This is a genomic window from Gracilibacillus sp. YIM 98692 (assembly GCF_010993965.1).
GTDB lineage: Bacteria > Bacillota > Bacilli > Bacillales > Amphibacillaceae > Gracilibacillus.
Genome location: NZ_WIXM01000006.1, coordinates 142,391 through 159,839, shown reverse-complemented (window position 1 = coordinate 159,839; position 17,449 = coordinate 142,391). Strand labels below are relative to the sequence as shown.

The window sequence follows — 17,449 nt, the reverse complement described above, 5'->3', positions numbered from 1 at the left end:
TCTTTGGAAAGTATTAATTTAGGCTGTTGAGAAATTTTCTCAACAGCCTTTCCTATGATTCATATCTGTTATGTTCTTCTCCTTTAACCAGTTTTCTTTTTCGGTCTCTGTGTAGAATAAATCCTCCAATAAAGCATAGTCCGCCAATAAATAGAATCAGTCCAACAATAAACTGGATGATGACATGGAAAAATATAAAAGTAAGTTCCCCAAAAAAAGCATCTCGCATTAATTTGATTCCATAAGTAGCAAAGATTGCTGGTAATACTAGTATAATGAATGCGATAATTCGCATATTGGTTCCTCCACTCTGTTTTATTTTGTCACAGTATAGCATAATCTTTTCTTTAAGAGCAAAACACAAGAAACTTGCTAAGGATTGCAGAAAAGCGTATGATAGTAGTATGCAAAAAGATGCAGGGTGTGGTGTGTATGAGAACAAATACAAACTTTAATCATATAGATATTATAAATCATCTTCCGTTTGCAATCATTTTGATTGATACAAATGAATGTATCATCAATGTAAATCAGCTAGGAGACCATTTGCTTTCTGAACTGCATCCAAGTATCACCGGACAACCTATACATCGTTTTTTAGACACATCATATGTGACCACTGTTTTACAATCTAGACAATCTTTAACTAAAGTCACATATTTAAATAAAACAAATAAAAAAATGTTGGTACATTATATACCGTTCTTAGACGAGCAAAAAAAACTGATTGGTGTACTTTTAATGATGCAACCTTACGATCAATTTTATCACAAGGTGATAACTCACACAGATTACTCGTTATATCAAGAAGTGTTGAAAGTGTTGGCAACTCATTCGCAACAGGCGATTCGGTTTCTCTTTCCCAATCAAGAAGAATGGTTCGTTAATGATCAATGGCATCATTTCATTCATATGCAAAAAGCTTCAGACGAGTTATGTGCAACAATTGTGAAGAATATCGATCAATCCATGCAGTATAGACGCGAAAAGAAATCCTATTTTACCGTAAAACGACATGGCAAAAAGGCCATATATATAATAAATGCAAAGCCTGTATTTATTAAAGGCCGGTTAATAGGTTTTGTTCAAACAATGGAACAAAAACTTGAAAACACTCAGAATAATGAGTTGGAGATAGCTAGGCAAGTAATACGTCACCTTGAAAAAAATTATCAATTGGACGACATGATTGGGCAATCTCTTGAATTAAACGTTGTAAAAGAACAAGCTAAGTTGTATAAAAATTTAACGGAGCCTATATTTATCGAAGGGGAGATAGGGACAGGCAAGTTTATGTTAGCAAAAGCAATGCATTCAGAAGGGGTGCGAAGGATTTATCCTTTTTACCATTTAAATGTAAAAGAGGTTCCTTTAAACTCTCTTGAAAGTGTATTATTCGGTCATAAAACAGATTCTGGTTTATTACATAAGGTTAAGAATGGAACATTATATGTGGAGGAAATCAATTTTCTTTCTAAAGAAACACAAGAAAAATTATTCGATTTTATACAAGGTGAGAATGAAAAATCTTTTAATATACAATTTATTTTTAGTTCTGCAACTCCTGTTACGAACAAGCATTTAACAGATAAGTTTCAAGATCTTATCAATCGTTACAAATTAAAAATTCCACCATTGAGGGAAAGGAAATCAGATTTAAAAATGATTGCCTTTCATAAACTGAAATGTTTAAATATAAGGTATCATTTAGCTATAGAGAATATAGATGAAGAGGTTATGAGAAGATTTACTGATTATGATTGGCCTAAAAATATAGCAGAGTTAGAATGGATATTAGAACAAGCTGTGAAAGGCATTGGGATGAATGTTAGAATATTAACATTGGATCATTTCCCGCATTTTCAACAAGTCAATAAACATACTCAGACCATCTTTAAACCAAAAACATTACAACAAGCAATGGATTATTTTGAAAGAAATTATTTGTTAGAGATTTTGAAAAAAAATAATTATCATAAAACAAAATCAGCTAAAGAGTTAGGAATATCAATAAGGAACCTTTATTATAAAATGGATAAGTTTCACATAGATAGGGGGAGTAAGTCATAGACAAGGACTACCGTATCTTAGTTGTAAATCCTTTGGTTCATGCCACTAAAATGGCAATCTTTCAAGGAGAGCAAAACCTATTTGAAATGGAATTGCCTTTGGCTGAAGATGAAAATTATCTCGATCTAATGGAACAAGAAACAGTTCGAGTAAAAGCTATCCTAAATCAAATACAATTAATCGGATTGAACTTAACTTCTCTAGACGCAGTTTGTGGAAGAGGCGGCTTGTTAAAACCAATTAGTGGTGGTACTTATAAAATAACAAAAGCGATGCTGCATGATTTATATAAAGGTGAGAATGGCATGCATGTATCCAATTTAGGTGCAATAATTGCCTTTAGAATTGCTTCCAATCTAAATATTCCGTCTTTTATAGTGGATCCTGTTGTAGTGGATGAGATGCAGCCGGTGGCTAAGATGACTGGATTACCTAATATTCAAAGAAAAAGTATCTTTCATGCGTTAAATCAAAAATCAGTTGCACGAGAGATTGCAAAGCAGTTAAATAAATCTTATGAGAATACGAGCATGGTCGTAGCCCACATGGGCGGAGGAGTAACAGTAGGTGCTCATTATCTCGGAAAAGTGATTGATGTAAATAATGGATTTGATGGAGATGGTCCGTTTTCATTAGAAAGGGCTGGAACTATTCCCAATAATGAATTAATTGAATTGTGCTTTATGAACTCTTTTACGAAAGAAGAAATACAAAATAAAATCACCTTTTTTGGAGGGCTAAAAGCATATACCGAAGCAAATAAAGTGGATGATGTACTTGAATTGCTAGATCGTAACAAAGAAGAAGTTGCTCCTATTATAAACGCACTTGCTTATCAAATAGCGAAAGAAATAGGTGCCATGGGTACGGTTTTAATGGGGAAAGTGGATGCTGTTGTATTAACAGGAGATCTTGCTAAAATTCCATTGTTAAATGAAAAGATAATGGAGCGAATTCATTGGATTGCAGATGTATATGTAATTCCAGGTGAAAATGTAATGCTCGCACTTGCCAAAGGTACATTACGTGCCATGAAAGGAAAAGAGCAGATCAAAAATTATTAAAAGATTTTAAATAAATGAGGTGTCATTATGGCAGTAGAATATGATGTAGTTATATTAGGAGGTGGAACAGGAGGTTATGTAACTGCTGTTCGAGCGGCACAATTAGGGTTGAAAACAGCTATTGTAGAAAAAGACAGCCTCGGTGGGACATGCCTTCACAAGGGATGTATTCCGACAAAAGCTCTTTTAAAAAGTGCCTCCGTTTATCAGGAAGTGAAAAACGCCCATCAATACGGCGTAAACGTTGAAAAAACTGGCTTTGATATAACGAAAGCTATGGAACGAAAAAATAATATTATTGATTCATTACATAATGGAGTATCTTCTTTAATAAAAAGAGAAAAAATTGATGTTTATAATGGCTATGGAAGGATTTTAGGACCTTCTATTTTTTCACCAATGTCTGGTTCCATTTCTGTAGAATATAAGGGAGAGGCAGAGAATGATATATTGGTTCCTAAAAATGTGATCATTGCAACAGGGTCTTCTCCTCGTGCTATCCCAGGTTTCGAAGCTGATGGGGATCAAATTATAACTTCGGATCATGCTTTGCAATTAGAAACATTGCCTTCTTCTATTGTTATAGTTGGTGCAGGAGTAATTGGGATTGAGTGGGCAACATTTTTTCATGATGTAGGCGTGCAAGTTACTCTTATAGAGGCTGGAAGCCAAATCCTTCCTTCTGTTGATAAGGAAGTAGCAGAGGAAATGAAGCGGTTGTTGAAGAGAAAGGGTATTCATATTTATAACAATGCCACAGTAGATCCATCTCAAGTTGTGAAAAACAAGGATGAAGTCAACTTAACGGTTCAACAACAAGAAGGTTCGATTACTTTAACTGCCGAAAAAATCTTAGTTGCGGTTGGTCGAAATGCTAATACGAAAAATATTGGTTTAGAAAATACAGATATAAAGACAAATGACCATGGCTTTATTGAGGTAAATGGTTTCTACCAAACAAAAGAGTCTCATATATATGCTATTGGAGATGTGAATGGTGGAAAACAGTTAGCCCATGCTGCTACATACGAAGGTAGTGTCGCCGTTGAGCATCTTCACGGAAAACAACCCGTGACTTTATCTCATAAAGATATTCCAACATGCATTTATGGAAGTCCACAGATTGCTGCGATTGGTTTGACTGAAGAAGAAGCATCAGAACTAGGCTATGAAGTGCAAGTAAATAAAACATCTTTTCAATCGATTGGAAAAGCTCATGTAAATGGAGAGGTAAATGGATTTGCTAAGATTATCTTAGACAAGGAGTCGGATGATTTACTAGGAATTCATATGGTAGGAGAGCATGTCACAGAATTAATTGGACAAGCAAGTATGGCCAAATACTTTGATGGTTCTGGACTTGAGATTTCAGAAGTGATATATCCTCATCCGACATTAAGTGAAATATTAGGGGAAGTTGCCTTAGCGGCAGAAGGGAGGAAAATTCATGGTTAAGTCAACCTTAAATTTTGACAAGGATCAAGAAACATTATTAAGTATGTATAAAGAAATTTTATTAGCTAGAAGAATTGATGAGAGAATGTGGTTATTAAATCGTGCAGGAACTATCCCATTTGTTGTGTCCTGTCAAGGACAAGAAGTGCAGCAAGTCGCAGCCTCCTTTGCACTAAATAAGGAGGAAGATTATGTATTGCCATATTATCGAGACATTGGAGTAGTGCTTCACTTTGGTATGACGACAAGGGAATTATTTCTTCAGGCATTTGCTAAGGCAGAAGATCCGAACTCCGGTGGAAGACAGATGCCTAGTCACTTTGGTAAAAAAGCTAGTCGCATTGTAACTGGTTCTTCTCCTGTTACGACTCAAGTGCCACATGCAGTAGGATTTGCGTTATCTGCTAAAATGGAACAAAAGTCATTTGCAACATTTGTCACAATGGGAGAAGGTTCTGCCAACCAGGGAGATTTCCATGAAGGATTAAATTTTGCAGCTGTACATAAGCTGCCGGTTATTTTTATGGTAGAGAACAATCAGTATGCGATCTCTGTTCCTTTATCCAAACAGGTGGCATGTGAAAAATTGTCAGATCGTGCTAACGGATATGGGATGCCAGGTATAACCGTTGATGGTAACGATCCGTTCGCTGTTTATGAAGCTGTTAAAGAAGCGCGTGAAAGAGCTTTAAAAGGTGAGGGGCCAACTTTAATTGAAGCTGTTTCTTATCGCTTAACACCACATTCAAGTGATGATGATGACTCTGGTTACCGTACAAAAGAAGAGGTAGACGCAGCAAAAGAAAAAGACGGGCTATACACATTCTACAATCAGTTAAAAGAGAAAAATATTTTGACTGCTGAAATCGAAAGTGAAATAGAAGAGATGATTAAAAAAGAGATAAATGAAGCAACAGAGTATGCAGAGAATGCAGCATATGCAGACGCTTCAACGATTACTGAGCATGTATATGGGGTTAGGAGGTAAACGATGCCTGTTTTAAATTATATTCAAGCTGTTAAAGAAGCATTGAAAGAGGAAATGGAACGTGACGAAAAAGTATATGTTTTGGGAGAAGATGTAGGTGTACGAGGCGGGGTTTTTCGTGCAACTGAAGGATTGTACGAGCAATTTGGTGAACTGCGTGTATTAGATACCCCATTAGCAGAATCTGCTATTGCAGGTGTTGGTATAGGATCAGCTATGTATGGGATGAGGCCAGTTGCAGAAATGCAATTTGCTGATTTTATTATGCCAGCTGTGAACCAAATCATCTCAGAAGCGGCTAAAATTCGTTATCGATCTAATAATGATTGGCATTGTCCTATAACGATTCGTGCACCATATGGTGGAGGTGTTCATGGGGCATTATACCATTCACAATCGATTGAAGCAGTATTCGCAAATCAACCTGGATTAAAGATTGTCATGCCTTCCTCCCCTTATGATGTTAAAGGATTATTAAAGGCAGCAATACGAGATGACGATCCGGTCTTATTCTTGGAGCATAAACGGGCCTATCGTTTATTAAAAGAAGAAGTACCTGAAGGTGAATATACTTTACCGATTGGCAAAGCTGATGTGAAGAGAACAGGCAGTGATGTAACAGTTATCACTTATGGATTATGTGTACATTTTGCTAAAGAAGCTGCCGAAAAATTAGAACAACAAGGTATTAGCACGGAAATATTAGATTTACGTACCGTTTACCCACTTGACAAGGAAGCAATCATACACTCGGCATCTAAAACAGGAAAAGTTTTATTAGTAACGGAAGATAATAAAGAAGGAAGCATTATCGGGGAAGTAGCAGCCATTATTAGTGAACATTGCTTGTTTGATTTGGATGCACCTATTCAACGTCTAGCTGGACCAGAGGTACCAGCAATGCCATATGCACCAACTCTAGAAAAGGAATTTATGATGAATCCAGACAAAATTGAAGCAGCCATTAAAGATTTAGCAGAATTTTAGAAAGGAGTGTAACGATCCTTGGCCACACAACGAATCAATATGCCTCAACTAGGAGAAAGTGTAACAGAAGGAACCATAAGTAACTGGCTGATTAAAGAAGGGGATCAAGTGGACAAATATGATCCGATTGCTGAAGTTATGACTGACAAAGTGAACGCTGAAGTTCCGTCTTCTTTTTCCGGTGTAATAAAAGAAATTATTGCAATAGAGGGAGAAGTAATAGAAGTCGGACAGCTAATGTGTTACATAGAAACGACAGAAAGCAATGCACCAGAGCAAACACAGCAAAAGCAGCCAGTAGAAAAGACTTCAACTCAACAGTCTGACCGCTCCATGAAAAATCGCTATTCACCAGCAGTTATGCGAATAGCTCAGGAAAACGATATTGACTTAACTACTGTAGAAGGATCAGGTAAAAACGGTCGAATCACAAGAAAAGATGTGGAGAAGATCGTAAAAGAAGGAAAACAAGTTTCCCGTTCAGACAAAGCACAAGTGGAAGAAACAAGTCAAAACAATGAAGCTTTGGAGGAATTTACGCCTCCTATTATTCGAAGAAAATCAGTAGAAGCAAGACCTGGTGACCGTGAAATTCCTGTGACAGGATTACGAAGAACGATTGCACAAAATATGGTGCGTTCCAAGACGGAAATTCCTCATGCTTGGATGATGATTGAAGTAGACGTTACCAATTTAGTAGCATACCGTAATGCTGAAAAAGATAAATTTAAAGAAAATGAAGGGTATAATTTATCGTATTTTGCCTTTTTCTTAAATGCGGTAGCAAAAGCATTGAAAAAATTCCCTGAGCTGAATAGTTGTTGGGCTGGAGATAAAATCATTCAACGTAATGATATCAATTTATCGATAGCGGTCGCTCATGAACATGAATTATATGTTCCGGTTATTAAAAATGTAGATGAAAAAAGTATCAAAGGAATTGCAAAAGAAATTCACCAGCTTTCAAGAAAAGCAAGAACAGGAACATTGTCAAAAGAAGATATGGAGGATGGAACGTTTACCGTCAATAATACTGGTTCTTTCGGTTCGGTGGAGTCTATGGGTGTCATCAATTATCCTCAATCTGCTATACTTCAAGTGGAATCTATAGTAAAACGCCCAGTAATCATTGATGACATGTTTGCCGCTCGTGATATGGTAAATCTATGTTTATCCCTAGATCATCGTGTGTTGGACGGGGTAATATGTGGAGCATTTTTGTCACATGTTAAAGCGATTTTAGAGAGTATTTCAAGTGACACTACTCCTATCTATTAATTTTGCAAAACATGTTTCGCAGAATTAACAAAACGATATAATATAGCAGGGAAAGGGAAACTCATTTTGGGTTTCCCTATACGTTTGGTTTTGGGTGTGTTAACAATGCGTGAAAAAGTTAAAACGATTTATGATTTAATCATGGTGTTACTAGTTGTCCTTACCATATTAACGTTATGGATCGATCATTCTGTGAACTCAACAATTAATACGGTTGTGTGGTTGATATTCTTAATAGATTATTTAGTCAGAATATTTGTTTCTAAGAACAAATGGGAATTTGTAAAAAAAACCCTTTTTTATTACTTGCTGTAATTCCCTTTGATCAGTTTTTTCAAATAGCACGAATTGTACGGATCATCTATTTATTTAGAATTAAAACGATCACAAAATACTATATTACACCGTATGTAAATAAAATGTCAGATATGTGGAAGCTGTTTATACTGTGTACCATCCTTGGTTATTTAATTGTTTCAACTGTGATTATATGGCGTATGGAAAATATTTTAATAGAATGGCACGAAGCTTTGGTTATTGTGTTTCAACACCTTTTTGTCTTTGCTAATAGTATACAGACGATTGAACATTTCCCAACCATTATGTTATTAACGATCACTTCCGTTATAGGTGTGGCTATACAGGGGATGGCATTACAATTGATTTTTAACAAAGTGGAACATTTAATGAAAAAGAGAAATAAACTAATAAAGACCTAGACATTTTGACGTATGTTTACTATACTTTGCATATTAAGGTACAACTTTAATGTGTAGGAGGACATCATGGAACTTATTCATATATTTGTTCATATAGGTACAATTGCTTTTGCTATATCAGGCTCTTTATTAGCCATACAAAAAAGACTTGATATTTTTGGAGTACTGCTTCTAGGCCTTACAACTGCTCTTGCTGGCGGTGTGATTCGTGACTTGATGATAGGCAATATTCCGCCAACAAATTTAGCAGATCCTCAATATTTTCTAGTAGCGCTATTATCTAGTCTATCAACTATACTATTCTATGAAAAAATTCATGAATTTAAGCATAGCATTACTTTTTTTGATGCCATAGGTTTAGGTGTATTCACAGCCGTTGGTGCAAACGCAGCGATTTCCTTAGATTACTCCCAACCTTTTCTAATCATTGCTATGGGATTAGTTACTGGTATCGGTGGAGGAGTACTTCGTGATGTATTCGCACAAGAGATCCCATTAGTATTTCGTAAAGAAGTTTATGGGATTGCTTCTATTGCTGGTTCCATTGCTCTTATTGCCACATATGATTGGCTAACTCCAACAATAAGCTTGTATATATGCTTAACGGTTACACTAACGATAAGAATGTTGGCAGTGAAATGCAAATGGAATGTTCCAGTTGTACATCGGAAATCAAAAGCAAGCTGATTAATTTAGTTTCGTTTCCTGCTGGTTTGTAATGTAACCGGAAAAAACAACAGCGAAAGTTATGATTAAGTTAAGCAACACAGTAATAAAACCATCATTTAATCGAAAAAGGTGAAATACAAATGAATCGTGAATAAGCATGTCAGCACCTGTGTATACGAGGATAGCTGAACCACCATACACAAGTAATGGGAATTTTTTTAGGAGGATGACAATAAACTTTGCGCCATATATCATTAATGGGATACTAATGAGAACACCTATGGTTAGCAATGTAATGCTTCCTTTTGAAGCACCAGCAATGGCAACTACGTTATCTAAGCTCATGATAACATCAGCAAGTATTATCGTAAGAACAGCACGGTGTAATGATGAATGTGATGTCACCTGTTGCTGTTCTTCTTCTTTTTTAATAGTAATTTTATAACCTATCCAAATAAGCAGAAGTCCTCCGATTGCGTAAATAAAAGGGAGCTTTAGTAAAAATATAATACCACTAGCAAACAGTACTCTCAATATAATCGCACCGGCTACCCCAATCAAAATTGCTTTGTTCTGCAATTTTTTGTCTAAATTTTTGGTGGCCATTGCAATGACAAGTGCATTATCACCTGAGAGTACAATGTCAATGGAAATAACGTGCAATAAACTGACCATGCTAATATCTGTCAATTGTTCCCATAATGTAAAGATATCCAAAATATCACCTTCTTTTCCATCTTAATCGGGCTTGTACATTGTAACTGTTCCATTTTATGCATATGGGTTGAGGAAATATGCTAGAAAATTCATAAAAATAGTTGTCGAAAATTGAAGAAAATTGTTAAAGTATGTATCCAAAACTTCTGTAGTTATGTATAATAGTGTTGTGATTATTTTGGAAGGAGGAGGTATATGGAGGCGAAAAAGCAATTAACTTATATCCTCTCTGTCACATTTATCATAATCAGTATTGTTTTAGTTGTCTTATTTGTTAAATCTAATCACATTATCAATAACTTGACAGCTCAAGCCACGAATCCTGATAAACTACTCATCTTAACAACCGATGAAATCACGGATCAGAGCTGGGGAAGCTTAGCATATAAAGGAAAATTATTGATAGAAGAACAATATGATGTGGTAGTGGATATTCATGCAGAGGTTGGTCTTGATAATCAAACGGAAAAAATCATACATAATAGTGTGCAGGATGATACAGCAATCATTATAGGTCACGGACGAGAATTTTCTGATTTTTTTCATTCCATCTCTCCACAATATCCAGAAACAGAGTTCGTCACGGTACACGGTGACAATACAAACTCTAATTTAGCTATATATACGTTTGATCAACAAGAAATAGAGTTTGTTGCGGGAGTTGCCGCAGCACTAAAAACATCTACGAAAAAAGTAGGTGTGATTGATGCGATTGATAATCTTGATAAAGATTGGGGCTTTTCTACAGGATTAGAAGAGATAGATTCTGAGATTCAACTAGTCTATGATGTGGTGTACAGCAGAGACAATAAAACAAAAGCTGTTGAGATAGCTAATGATATGGTCGAAAAAGAAGTAGATATCATATTCACTAAAGGAAACAGTTATAACAAGGCCGTTATTAATTTTGCTAAAAAGCATGATATCTATTTAATCGGGTATCTTGAAGATCAATCCTATATGGCAAAAGAATTAATGTTAACAAGCGTTTTAAATAATGTACCAAATGCTTATTTAGCCATTATGAAAGATTATTATAGTGAAGGTGGCATTACTTCTGAGAAGCATTACTTAGATACTACAGATGGTGTTTATGAACTTGCCCCTTTGGGCCCCATGTTTACCGAACAGGAGAAGAAGATTATTCAACAAAAGAAAGATGATATATTGGCTAAACATTAAAGTAATTTTTCAATGAGGAGAAGTGCGATATGAAGAAGATGTTCCAGCAGTTCTCTATCCGTAATAAATTATTAAGCATTCTCCTTGTTATTATTATAATTTTTACGGGTTTTTCACTTTTTCTAATACAATCTATTGATGAGATTAGTAATATCACATATGAAATAAAAGAGGATAACCTACCAGAATTATCCTGGTTAGATTTTTGGGAAAAACAGTTAGCCATTAAGGAACATGTAGTAACCAATTATTTGGAAACTGATTCCGAAACCAATATTATCACGGATTATCAAGGAACCTGGGGAGAAGACAGGGAGCAGCTAGTAAATAGCGTAAAGTTGCCAGAAGAGCTAGAGGAAATAAATAATGACATTATGTTACTGGACTTTATCATGATGAACAAAGTAAGTGGTTTGTTAGAATATGATGATGAGGAAGCTGCGAAAAATGTCATTCGATCAGAATTTTTGCCGAAATTAAATGGGTTGCAGCAGCAAATCATTCAAAGACGAAATAGTGAGTTTGCAGCATTCCAAGAAAACTCTAATTCATTTCCGGTTATTATTGAAAAATCTTTACTGTATTTGATTCTAATTACCATCATTGGGGTGTCTATTTCATTTTATTTATCTTACCGTATGAGTCAAACTATTACGAATCCGATTGAACAAATGGTAGCTAAAGTAAATGAGATAGCTAACGGAAAATATGGAGAACAAATTACTCCATCTGATCAAGCAGAAATACAACAATTGACGAAATCCATTAATCAAATGTCAAGTAGTTTACAACAATCATTTGATAAAATCATGAATGATAAAATAAAACATGAACAAGTCTTAAATTCATTACCTGTAGGTATCATGACATATGATCATACGGAAAATGAATATTTAATTAATTCTTTTGCCCAAGATTTGCTTCATATTTCGAACAAACAATTGAAAGATGATGATATTTTTCATAGTAATAATCAAAATAGGCTGTTAGAGATGTTTTATTCAGAAAAAGGATATTATAATGAAAAAATTGAGTTAATGATGAACGACGAAAATCATGTATTCTTAGTATCGCAAACATCATTAAAAGATCAGAATCAAGAACCAATTGGACGGACTTTTTATTTTGTAGATATTACAGAAACAACAAAATTAGAGAAACGCATGATTCAATCTGAGAAGTTAGCGTTAGTTGGGGAAATGGCTGCTTCATCTGCACATGAAATAAGAAATCCATTAACGGTTATTCATGGGTTTTTGGCATTGATGGCAGAGACACTTCAGGAAGAAGACCTAGAGAAATTTAATTACACTTTAATGATGAAAGAAATGGATCGCCTTTACTCTATTGTGGAACAGATGCTACTTATGTCTAAGCAAAACGAACCAAATAAAGAGAAAATTAAAATAAAACAAGTATTAGAAGAATTAGTCCCCTTATTAACTAACACATTACACGCAAAAGGAATTGATTTAAGCGTACAGCTGCAAGATGAATGTATTTATGCGGATGCCAAACAATTGAAGCAAGTGTTACTTAACTTAATTCGTAACAGTATGGAAGCAATTGAATCGGGGGGGAATATTCGCATCTCGTCACAAGTAAAAGGAAAACATTATGAGTTATTTGTGGAAGATGATGGATCTGGAATCCCTGAACATATAAAAAAATCATTGTTTGAACCTTTTTCAACATCAAAATCTAATGGTACGGGCCTTGGGTTAAATGTTGTAAAAAAGATAATAACAAATCATGGCGGCGATATTAAAGTATATAGAAGTGATGAAAGAGGAACTGTTTTTCAAATTACTTTCCCAATAGTATCTACAAAATCAATCAGATGAATTGAAATGTGAAAAAGAAGTTGATACTATGATTATAAAATATGGATGTTAAAGAGAGGTTGTATAACCATGGAATTTAATCTATTTATGGGAGACATCGTGGAGTCCGCTAGAAATGAAATTCGACAAGCCGGGTATGAAGAATTAACGACTCCAGAGGAAGTAAAGAATGCTTTAGAAAAGGACGGAACAACACTAGTTATGGTCAACTCTACATGTGGTTGTGCAGGTGGAGTAGCGCGTCCAGCCGCTGCTAGCGCTATTCACTATGACAAACGTCCCGATCAACTTGTTACAGTTTTTGCAGGTCAAGATCGTGAAGCGACAGAGTTAGCTAGACAATACTTCAAGGGATATGCTCCTTCGTCGCCATCGTTTGCATTATTAAAAAATGGCGAAATTTTAAAAATGGTTGAACGTCATGAAATTGAAGGACACAGTCCAGTACAAGTTGTAAATAACCTACAAGGGTTATTTGACGAATTTTGTGAAGAAGTATAATACGTAAAAAGAAAGACTACCGTTTATCGGTGTCTTTCTTTTTTTCATCATTATATGGTAATGAAATGAAGCGCTTTTAAGTGTAATCATTTCATTCTCTTACTTAAATAAATGCAGCCAAACCTGCGGTGAAAGTAGATAATATCATAGCGATAATCATAATATAAACAATAACTTTTACTCTTTTTTCTCGTTTGGTTGCCATACATAAGCCTCCTTTACAGCATTGCTATTATATATTTTACATGGAATAAAGCGGATGGACAAGTAAATCTTTAGGTGAAAGGTGATATAATGGTCAATGAAAAAAGAATAATAGATCAATTTTTACAATTAGTTCAAATAGATTCAGAAACATCAAAGGAAAGAAAGATTGCTGACTACCTTATACACGTGATGGAATCCATTGGCCTAGATGTAATCGAAGATAAATCCAATGACAAGAGTAGACATGAAGCCGGAAATCTAATCTGCAAGCTTGAAGGGAATTCTAGTGATACGGAAACGATATTTTTTACTGCTCACATGGATACCGTAGCACCAGGAAAATCCATTAAACCAGTTATACGAGAAAATATGATTTTATCAGATGGAACAACGATTCTTGGGGCAGACGATAAAGCTGGAATCGCTGCTATCATTGAATGTATTCATGTATTAAAAGAAATGGAAACCTCCCATGGCGATTTATACTTTGTAATCATGAGTGGCGAAGAGTCCGGGCTTGTTGGATCTAGATATTTTGATTCATCATTACTTCCAGCAGATTACGGTTATGCTCTAGATAGTAATGGACAAGTTGGACAGGTGATGACAGCTGCCCCTGCTCAGTCAAAATTATATGCTTCTATAAAAGGAAAAGCCGCTCATGCAGGGGTTAACCCAGAAAAAGGTGTTTCAGCCATTAGTATAACGGCTAAGGCTATTACGAAAATGCCGCTGGGAAGAGTAGACGAAGAGACAACAGCGAATATTGGCAGCTTTGAAGGAAAGGGTCCTACGAATGTAGTTTGTGACGAAGTATTGCTTATTGCTGAGGCCAGATCATTGTCTGAAAATAAGCTAAAAAAACAAGTGCATAATATGATAGAAGCTTTGGAGCATACTGCAACTATTATGGGAGGAGAAGTAGAAGTAAATGTGAAATCTATGTATCCATCTTACCATTTTAAATCAAATGATAAAGTAGTGGAAACTGTAGTAAATGCTATAGCAGGAATAGGACGGAAGCCGATATTAAAAACCAGCGGTGGTGGAAGTGATGCGAATCATTTATCGGGTAAAGGCATCCCGACGGTTAACCTAGCGATCGGATATGAGAATATCCATACTAAAAATGAGAGAATGCCTATCCAAGAATTAGTAAAAATTCCTGAATTAATGGTCGAAATAATAAAACAAACCAGAATAGATTAATTCCCTTTTTATATTCGTTGTTGTTATTACACAGTAGAACCACACTGCGACATAAACCTTGAAAAAGCTCTGAATATCGCTCCAGAAATATACTTCACTTTCCGCGGGCACGGCTTCAGCTTCCTCGACAGCTCATTCTTCGCTGTCTGCGGGATCTTCAGCTCGTGTTCTAAGCAGGAGTCTACGTATATTTCTTCCGCTAGTGAGTAGTAAGAATATGTTTTTTTCTCACTTAAAACGAGAACTAATTAAGCTGCGGAAAAATGCGAGACTCCTGTGGGAAAGGAACAGTCTGAGGACCCCGCAGCGAGCGGTTTTTGCTCGTGAGGAGGCTGAAGCGTTCCCCACGGAAAGCGAGTGTTTTTCCGCAGCGATGATTAAGCACTCATCGTGAGACGAGTGGGAGAAAAACTTTCTAAACTTACGTCGTGGTTTATGGATTTTGTGCAATGAAATCAACAATATTTTAGAAAAAAGCCTAGGTTAAAGAAGTGAGAAGTATGAATAAATGGTATCCTAAAAATGGTCGAGTTATTTTACATGTAGATATGAACAGCTTTTATGCATCAGTAGAAATAGCTGACAATCCTGATTTAAGGGGAAAGCCTGTCGCTATTGCCGGTAATCCGGATGAACGGAAAGGTATTATAGTAACAAGCAGTTATGAAGCAAGAAAGTATGGGGTAAAAACAACGATGACTTTATGGGAAGCGAAAAAATTATGCCCTCATTTAATCGTAAAAAGACCTAATTTCCATCGCTACCGTGCTGTTTCTTCTCAAATATTCCAATTGTTGGAGGAATTCACTCCATATGTAGAACCCGTCTCAATAGATGAAGCCTACTTGGACATCACATTATGTCATCAGTTAGGAACTCCTATACAATTAGCGGAATGGATTCAGGCTAAATTGAAAAAAGAACTGCATCTTCCATGTAGTATTGGGGTAGCTCCCAATAAATTTTTAGCGAAAATGGCTTCTGATATGAAGAAGCCTAATGGTATTACCATCCTTAGAAAGCGAGATGTTGCTGAAAAGCTCTGGCCTCTTGATATCGAAGAAATGTATGGGATTGGAAAGAAAACAGCTGAAAAATTAAAGCGGTGTAATATATTCAAAATAAATGATTTAGTAGAAGCAGAACCTATTATCTTAAAAAAATTATTAGGCGTAAATGGTGAAAAATTACAAGCTAGAGCAAAAGGAAATGATCCTAGGGCTGTTGATCCAGAAAGAGCACAAACATTTAAAAGTGTAGGCAATTCTAAAACATTTCCACATGACATATCTGATTATGAACAATTGTTAAGTAAATTAAAGGATTTAGCTAATGGGGTATCCATTCGCTTGCAAAGGAAAAAGGCAGTTGGAGATACTCTGCAATTAGTCATTAGGTATCATGATCGAACTACCATTACTAGGAGGTTAAAGCTCTCTACTTATACAGATGATCAGACCGTTATATATGGTCATATTGTCACGCTTTTTGATCAACACTGGAATGGTGATGCAATACGGTTACTTGGGATAACCGTATTGGAAGCAATAAAGAAGCAAGAGGCTACTTATCAGCTTGATCTTTTTCAATATAAGAAAGAATTAGAGAAAGGAAGCTCGGAATCATGATTAAATTTCTTGTTCAAAAAAATCATAGACTAAAAAGGTGTTAGGAAAATACTCTTGCGATTCGTGCAATAAATGATCTAAATCTTGTTGTTGAAAACGAGCCGAAATATGTGTCAACATTAGCTTTTTTACATTTCCTATTTTAGCCAATTGTGCAGCTTGTTTCGTTGTAGAATGAAAGTATTGATAAGCTAAGTCAGTTTGATCTTTAGAAAAGGTAGCTTCATGGATTAAGACATCTGAGTTTTGCACGAAAGAAATATGCTCTTCTCGATATCTAGTATCACCCATTATGCTAATGATTCTACCTTTCTTTTCTTTCCCTATATATGTACTGGATTGTATGATGCTGCCATCTTCTAATTGCACTTGCTCCTTTTCTTTTAATTGTTGATAAACAGGTCCTGGCATAATCCCATCTTGTTTTAATTTGTCTACCAACAAAGGGCCGGGCATATTTTTCTCAACAATACGAAATCCGTACGAAGGAATGCCATGATCTAACTTTTTGGAATAAACATAAAAATGTTCATTTTCGCATAACAGGCCTTCTGTTATATGGTGAAAATGTAGTGGGTAAGTAAGTTTGGTTTCGCTTATAGCTAAGCTTGTTTCAATGAATTCTTGTATACCTTTTGGTCCATATACAGTAACAGGATCTGTACCCCCTTGGAAGGAACGACTACTTAAGAAACCAGGTAAACCATATATATGATCACCATGCAAATGAGTAATAAATATTTTATTGATCTTACGTGGTCGAATAGATGTATGCAATATTTGGTGCTGTGTAGCTTCACCACAATCAAACATCCAAATGGATTGGTCTTCTTGAAGTATGTCTAAGAGGATAGAGGTTACATTTCTTTGTTTACTTGGTAATCCAGCCCCAGTACCTAAAAATAAAACTTTCATGTTAAACTCCTTTTTA

General features: G+C 35.6%; 18 protein-coding genes. 14 read left to right on the top strand and 4 right to left on the bottom strand.

Annotated elements, in window-relative coordinates:
- Positions 1–52: 52 nt before the first annotated feature.
- On the bottom strand, positions 53–295 hold the full coding sequence (locus GHD00_RS08550; RefSeq protein ID WP_163537726.1) for a DUF2627 domain-containing protein: 243 nt from the start codon (positions 293–295) through the stop codon (positions 53–55).
- Between the two features lie 137 nt (positions 296–432).
- Here GHD00_RS08550 and GHD00_RS08545 point away from each other — a divergent pair, with 137 nt between their 5' ends.
- The 9 genes from GHD00_RS08545 to GHD00_RS08510 all read left to right on the top strand — a co-directional run bounded on the left by GHD00_RS08545 (position 433) and on the right by GHD00_RS08510 (position 9,248).
- Positions 433–2,070, top strand: a complete 1,638-nt coding sequence (locus tag GHD00_RS08545; RefSeq protein WP_163537725.1) for a sigma 54-interacting transcriptional regulator — start codon at positions 433–435, stop codon at positions 2,068–2,070.
- Positions 2,067–3,134: a butyrate kinase gene (gene buk / locus GHD00_RS08540; protein WP_276208262.1), complete on the top strand. Its 1,068-nt coding sequence runs from the start codon at positions 2,067–2,069 to the stop codon at positions 3,132–3,134. The genes GHD00_RS08545 and buk overlap by 4 nt, the downstream gene beginning before the upstream one ends.
- 27 nt (positions 3,135–3,161) lie before the next feature.
- Complete coding sequence (gene lpdA / locus GHD00_RS08535; RefSeq protein ID WP_163537723.1) at positions 3,162–4,589, top strand: dihydrolipoyl dehydrogenase; 1,428 nt, start codon at positions 3,162–3,164, stop codon at positions 4,587–4,589.
- The gene (locus GHD00_RS08530; protein ID WP_163537722.1) at positions 4,582–5,577 is read left to right on the top strand and encodes a thiamine pyrophosphate-dependent dehydrogenase E1 component subunit alpha; all 996 of its coding nucleotides are present in this window, start codon (positions 4,582–4,584) and stop codon (positions 5,575–5,577) included. The genes lpdA and GHD00_RS08530 overlap by 8 nt, the downstream gene beginning before the upstream one ends.
- Before the next feature lie 3 nt (positions 5,578–5,580).
- The gene (locus GHD00_RS08525; protein ID WP_163537721.1) at positions 5,581–6,564 is read left to right on the top strand and encodes an alpha-ketoacid dehydrogenase subunit beta; all 984 of its coding nucleotides are present in this window, start codon (positions 5,581–5,583) and stop codon (positions 6,562–6,564) included.
- Positions 6,565–6,582: 18 nt separating this feature from the next.
- The gene (locus GHD00_RS08520; RefSeq protein ID WP_163537720.1) at positions 6,583–7,842 is read left to right on the top strand and encodes a dihydrolipoamide acetyltransferase family protein; all 1,260 of its coding nucleotides are present in this window, start codon (positions 6,583–6,585) and stop codon (positions 7,840–7,842) included.
- 105 nt (positions 7,843–7,947) lie between these two features.
- Positions 7,948–8,157, top strand: a complete 210-nt coding sequence (locus GHD00_RS21070) for a hypothetical protein (RefSeq protein WP_240468646.1) — start codon at positions 7,948–7,950, stop codon at positions 8,155–8,157.
- Positions 8,158–8,261: 104 nt separating this feature from the next.
- Positions 8,262–8,561 (top strand): hypothetical protein, encoded by a 300-nt coding sequence (locus tag GHD00_RS21065; protein ID WP_240468645.1) that lies wholly within the window; start codon positions 8,262–8,264, stop codon positions 8,559–8,561.
- Between the two features lie 66 nt (positions 8,562–8,627).
- Positions 8,628–9,248 carry a trimeric intracellular cation channel family protein gene (locus tag GHD00_RS08510; protein WP_163537719.1) on the top strand — a complete coding sequence of 207 codons (621 nt, stop codon included), beginning with the start codon at positions 8,628–8,630 and terminating at the stop codon, positions 9,246–9,248.
- Here the strand turns inward: GHD00_RS08510 and GHD00_RS08505 are convergent, their stop codons facing one another.
- Positions 9,249–9,947: a TerC family protein gene (locus tag GHD00_RS08505; protein WP_240468644.1), complete on the bottom strand. Its 699-nt coding sequence runs from the start codon at positions 9,945–9,947 to the stop codon at positions 9,249–9,251. It lies immediately after the preceding gene.
- A gap of 195 nt (positions 9,948–10,142) precedes the next feature.
- Here GHD00_RS08505 and GHD00_RS08500 point away from each other — a divergent pair, with 195 nt between their 5' ends.
- From GHD00_RS08500 to GHD00_RS08490, 3 genes are all read left to right on the top strand, one after another.
- Complete coding sequence (locus tag GHD00_RS08500; RefSeq protein WP_163537718.1) at positions 10,143–11,129, top strand: BMP family ABC transporter substrate-binding protein; 987 nt, start codon at positions 10,143–10,145, stop codon at positions 11,127–11,129.
- Positions 11,130–11,158: 29 nt separating this feature from the next.
- Entirely contained in the window at positions 11,159–12,973 is a 1,815-nt protein-coding gene (locus GHD00_RS08495; RefSeq protein WP_163537717.1) for a sensor histidine kinase, read from the top strand.
- Between the two features lie 63 nt (positions 12,974–13,036).
- Entirely contained in the window at positions 13,037–13,474 is a 438-nt protein-coding gene (locus tag GHD00_RS08490) for a BrxA/BrxB family bacilliredoxin (RefSeq protein ID WP_163537785.1), read from the top strand.
- Positions 13,475–13,577: 103 nt separating this feature from the next.
- Here the strand turns inward: GHD00_RS08490 and prli42 are convergent, their stop codons facing one another.
- Positions 13,578–13,679, bottom strand: a complete 102-nt coding sequence (gene prli42 / locus GHD00_RS08485) for a stressosome-associated protein Prli42 (RefSeq protein WP_163537716.1) — start codon at positions 13,677–13,679, stop codon at positions 13,578–13,580.
- A gap of 89 nt (positions 13,680–13,768) precedes the next feature.
- Here prli42 and GHD00_RS08480 point away from each other — a divergent pair, with 89 nt between their 5' ends.
- Together GHD00_RS08480 and GHD00_RS08475 are read left to right on the top strand one after the other, a co-directional pair.
- A complete protein-coding gene (locus GHD00_RS08480) occupies positions 13,769–14,890 on the top strand; it encodes a M20/M25/M40 family metallo-hydrolase (protein WP_163537715.1) in 1,122 nt (373 codons plus the stop codon).
- Positions 14,891–15,390: 500 nt separating this feature from the next.
- Positions 15,391–16,518, top strand: a complete 1,128-nt coding sequence (locus GHD00_RS08475; RefSeq protein ID WP_163537714.1) for a DNA polymerase IV — start codon at positions 15,391–15,393, stop codon at positions 16,516–16,518.
- Here GHD00_RS08475 and rnz read toward each other — a convergent pair whose 3' ends face one another.
- A complete protein-coding gene (rnz, locus tag GHD00_RS08470; RefSeq protein WP_163537713.1) occupies positions 16,519–17,433 on the bottom strand; it encodes a ribonuclease Z in 915 nt (304 codons plus the stop codon).
- Positions 17,434–17,449 lie beyond the last annotated feature (16 nt).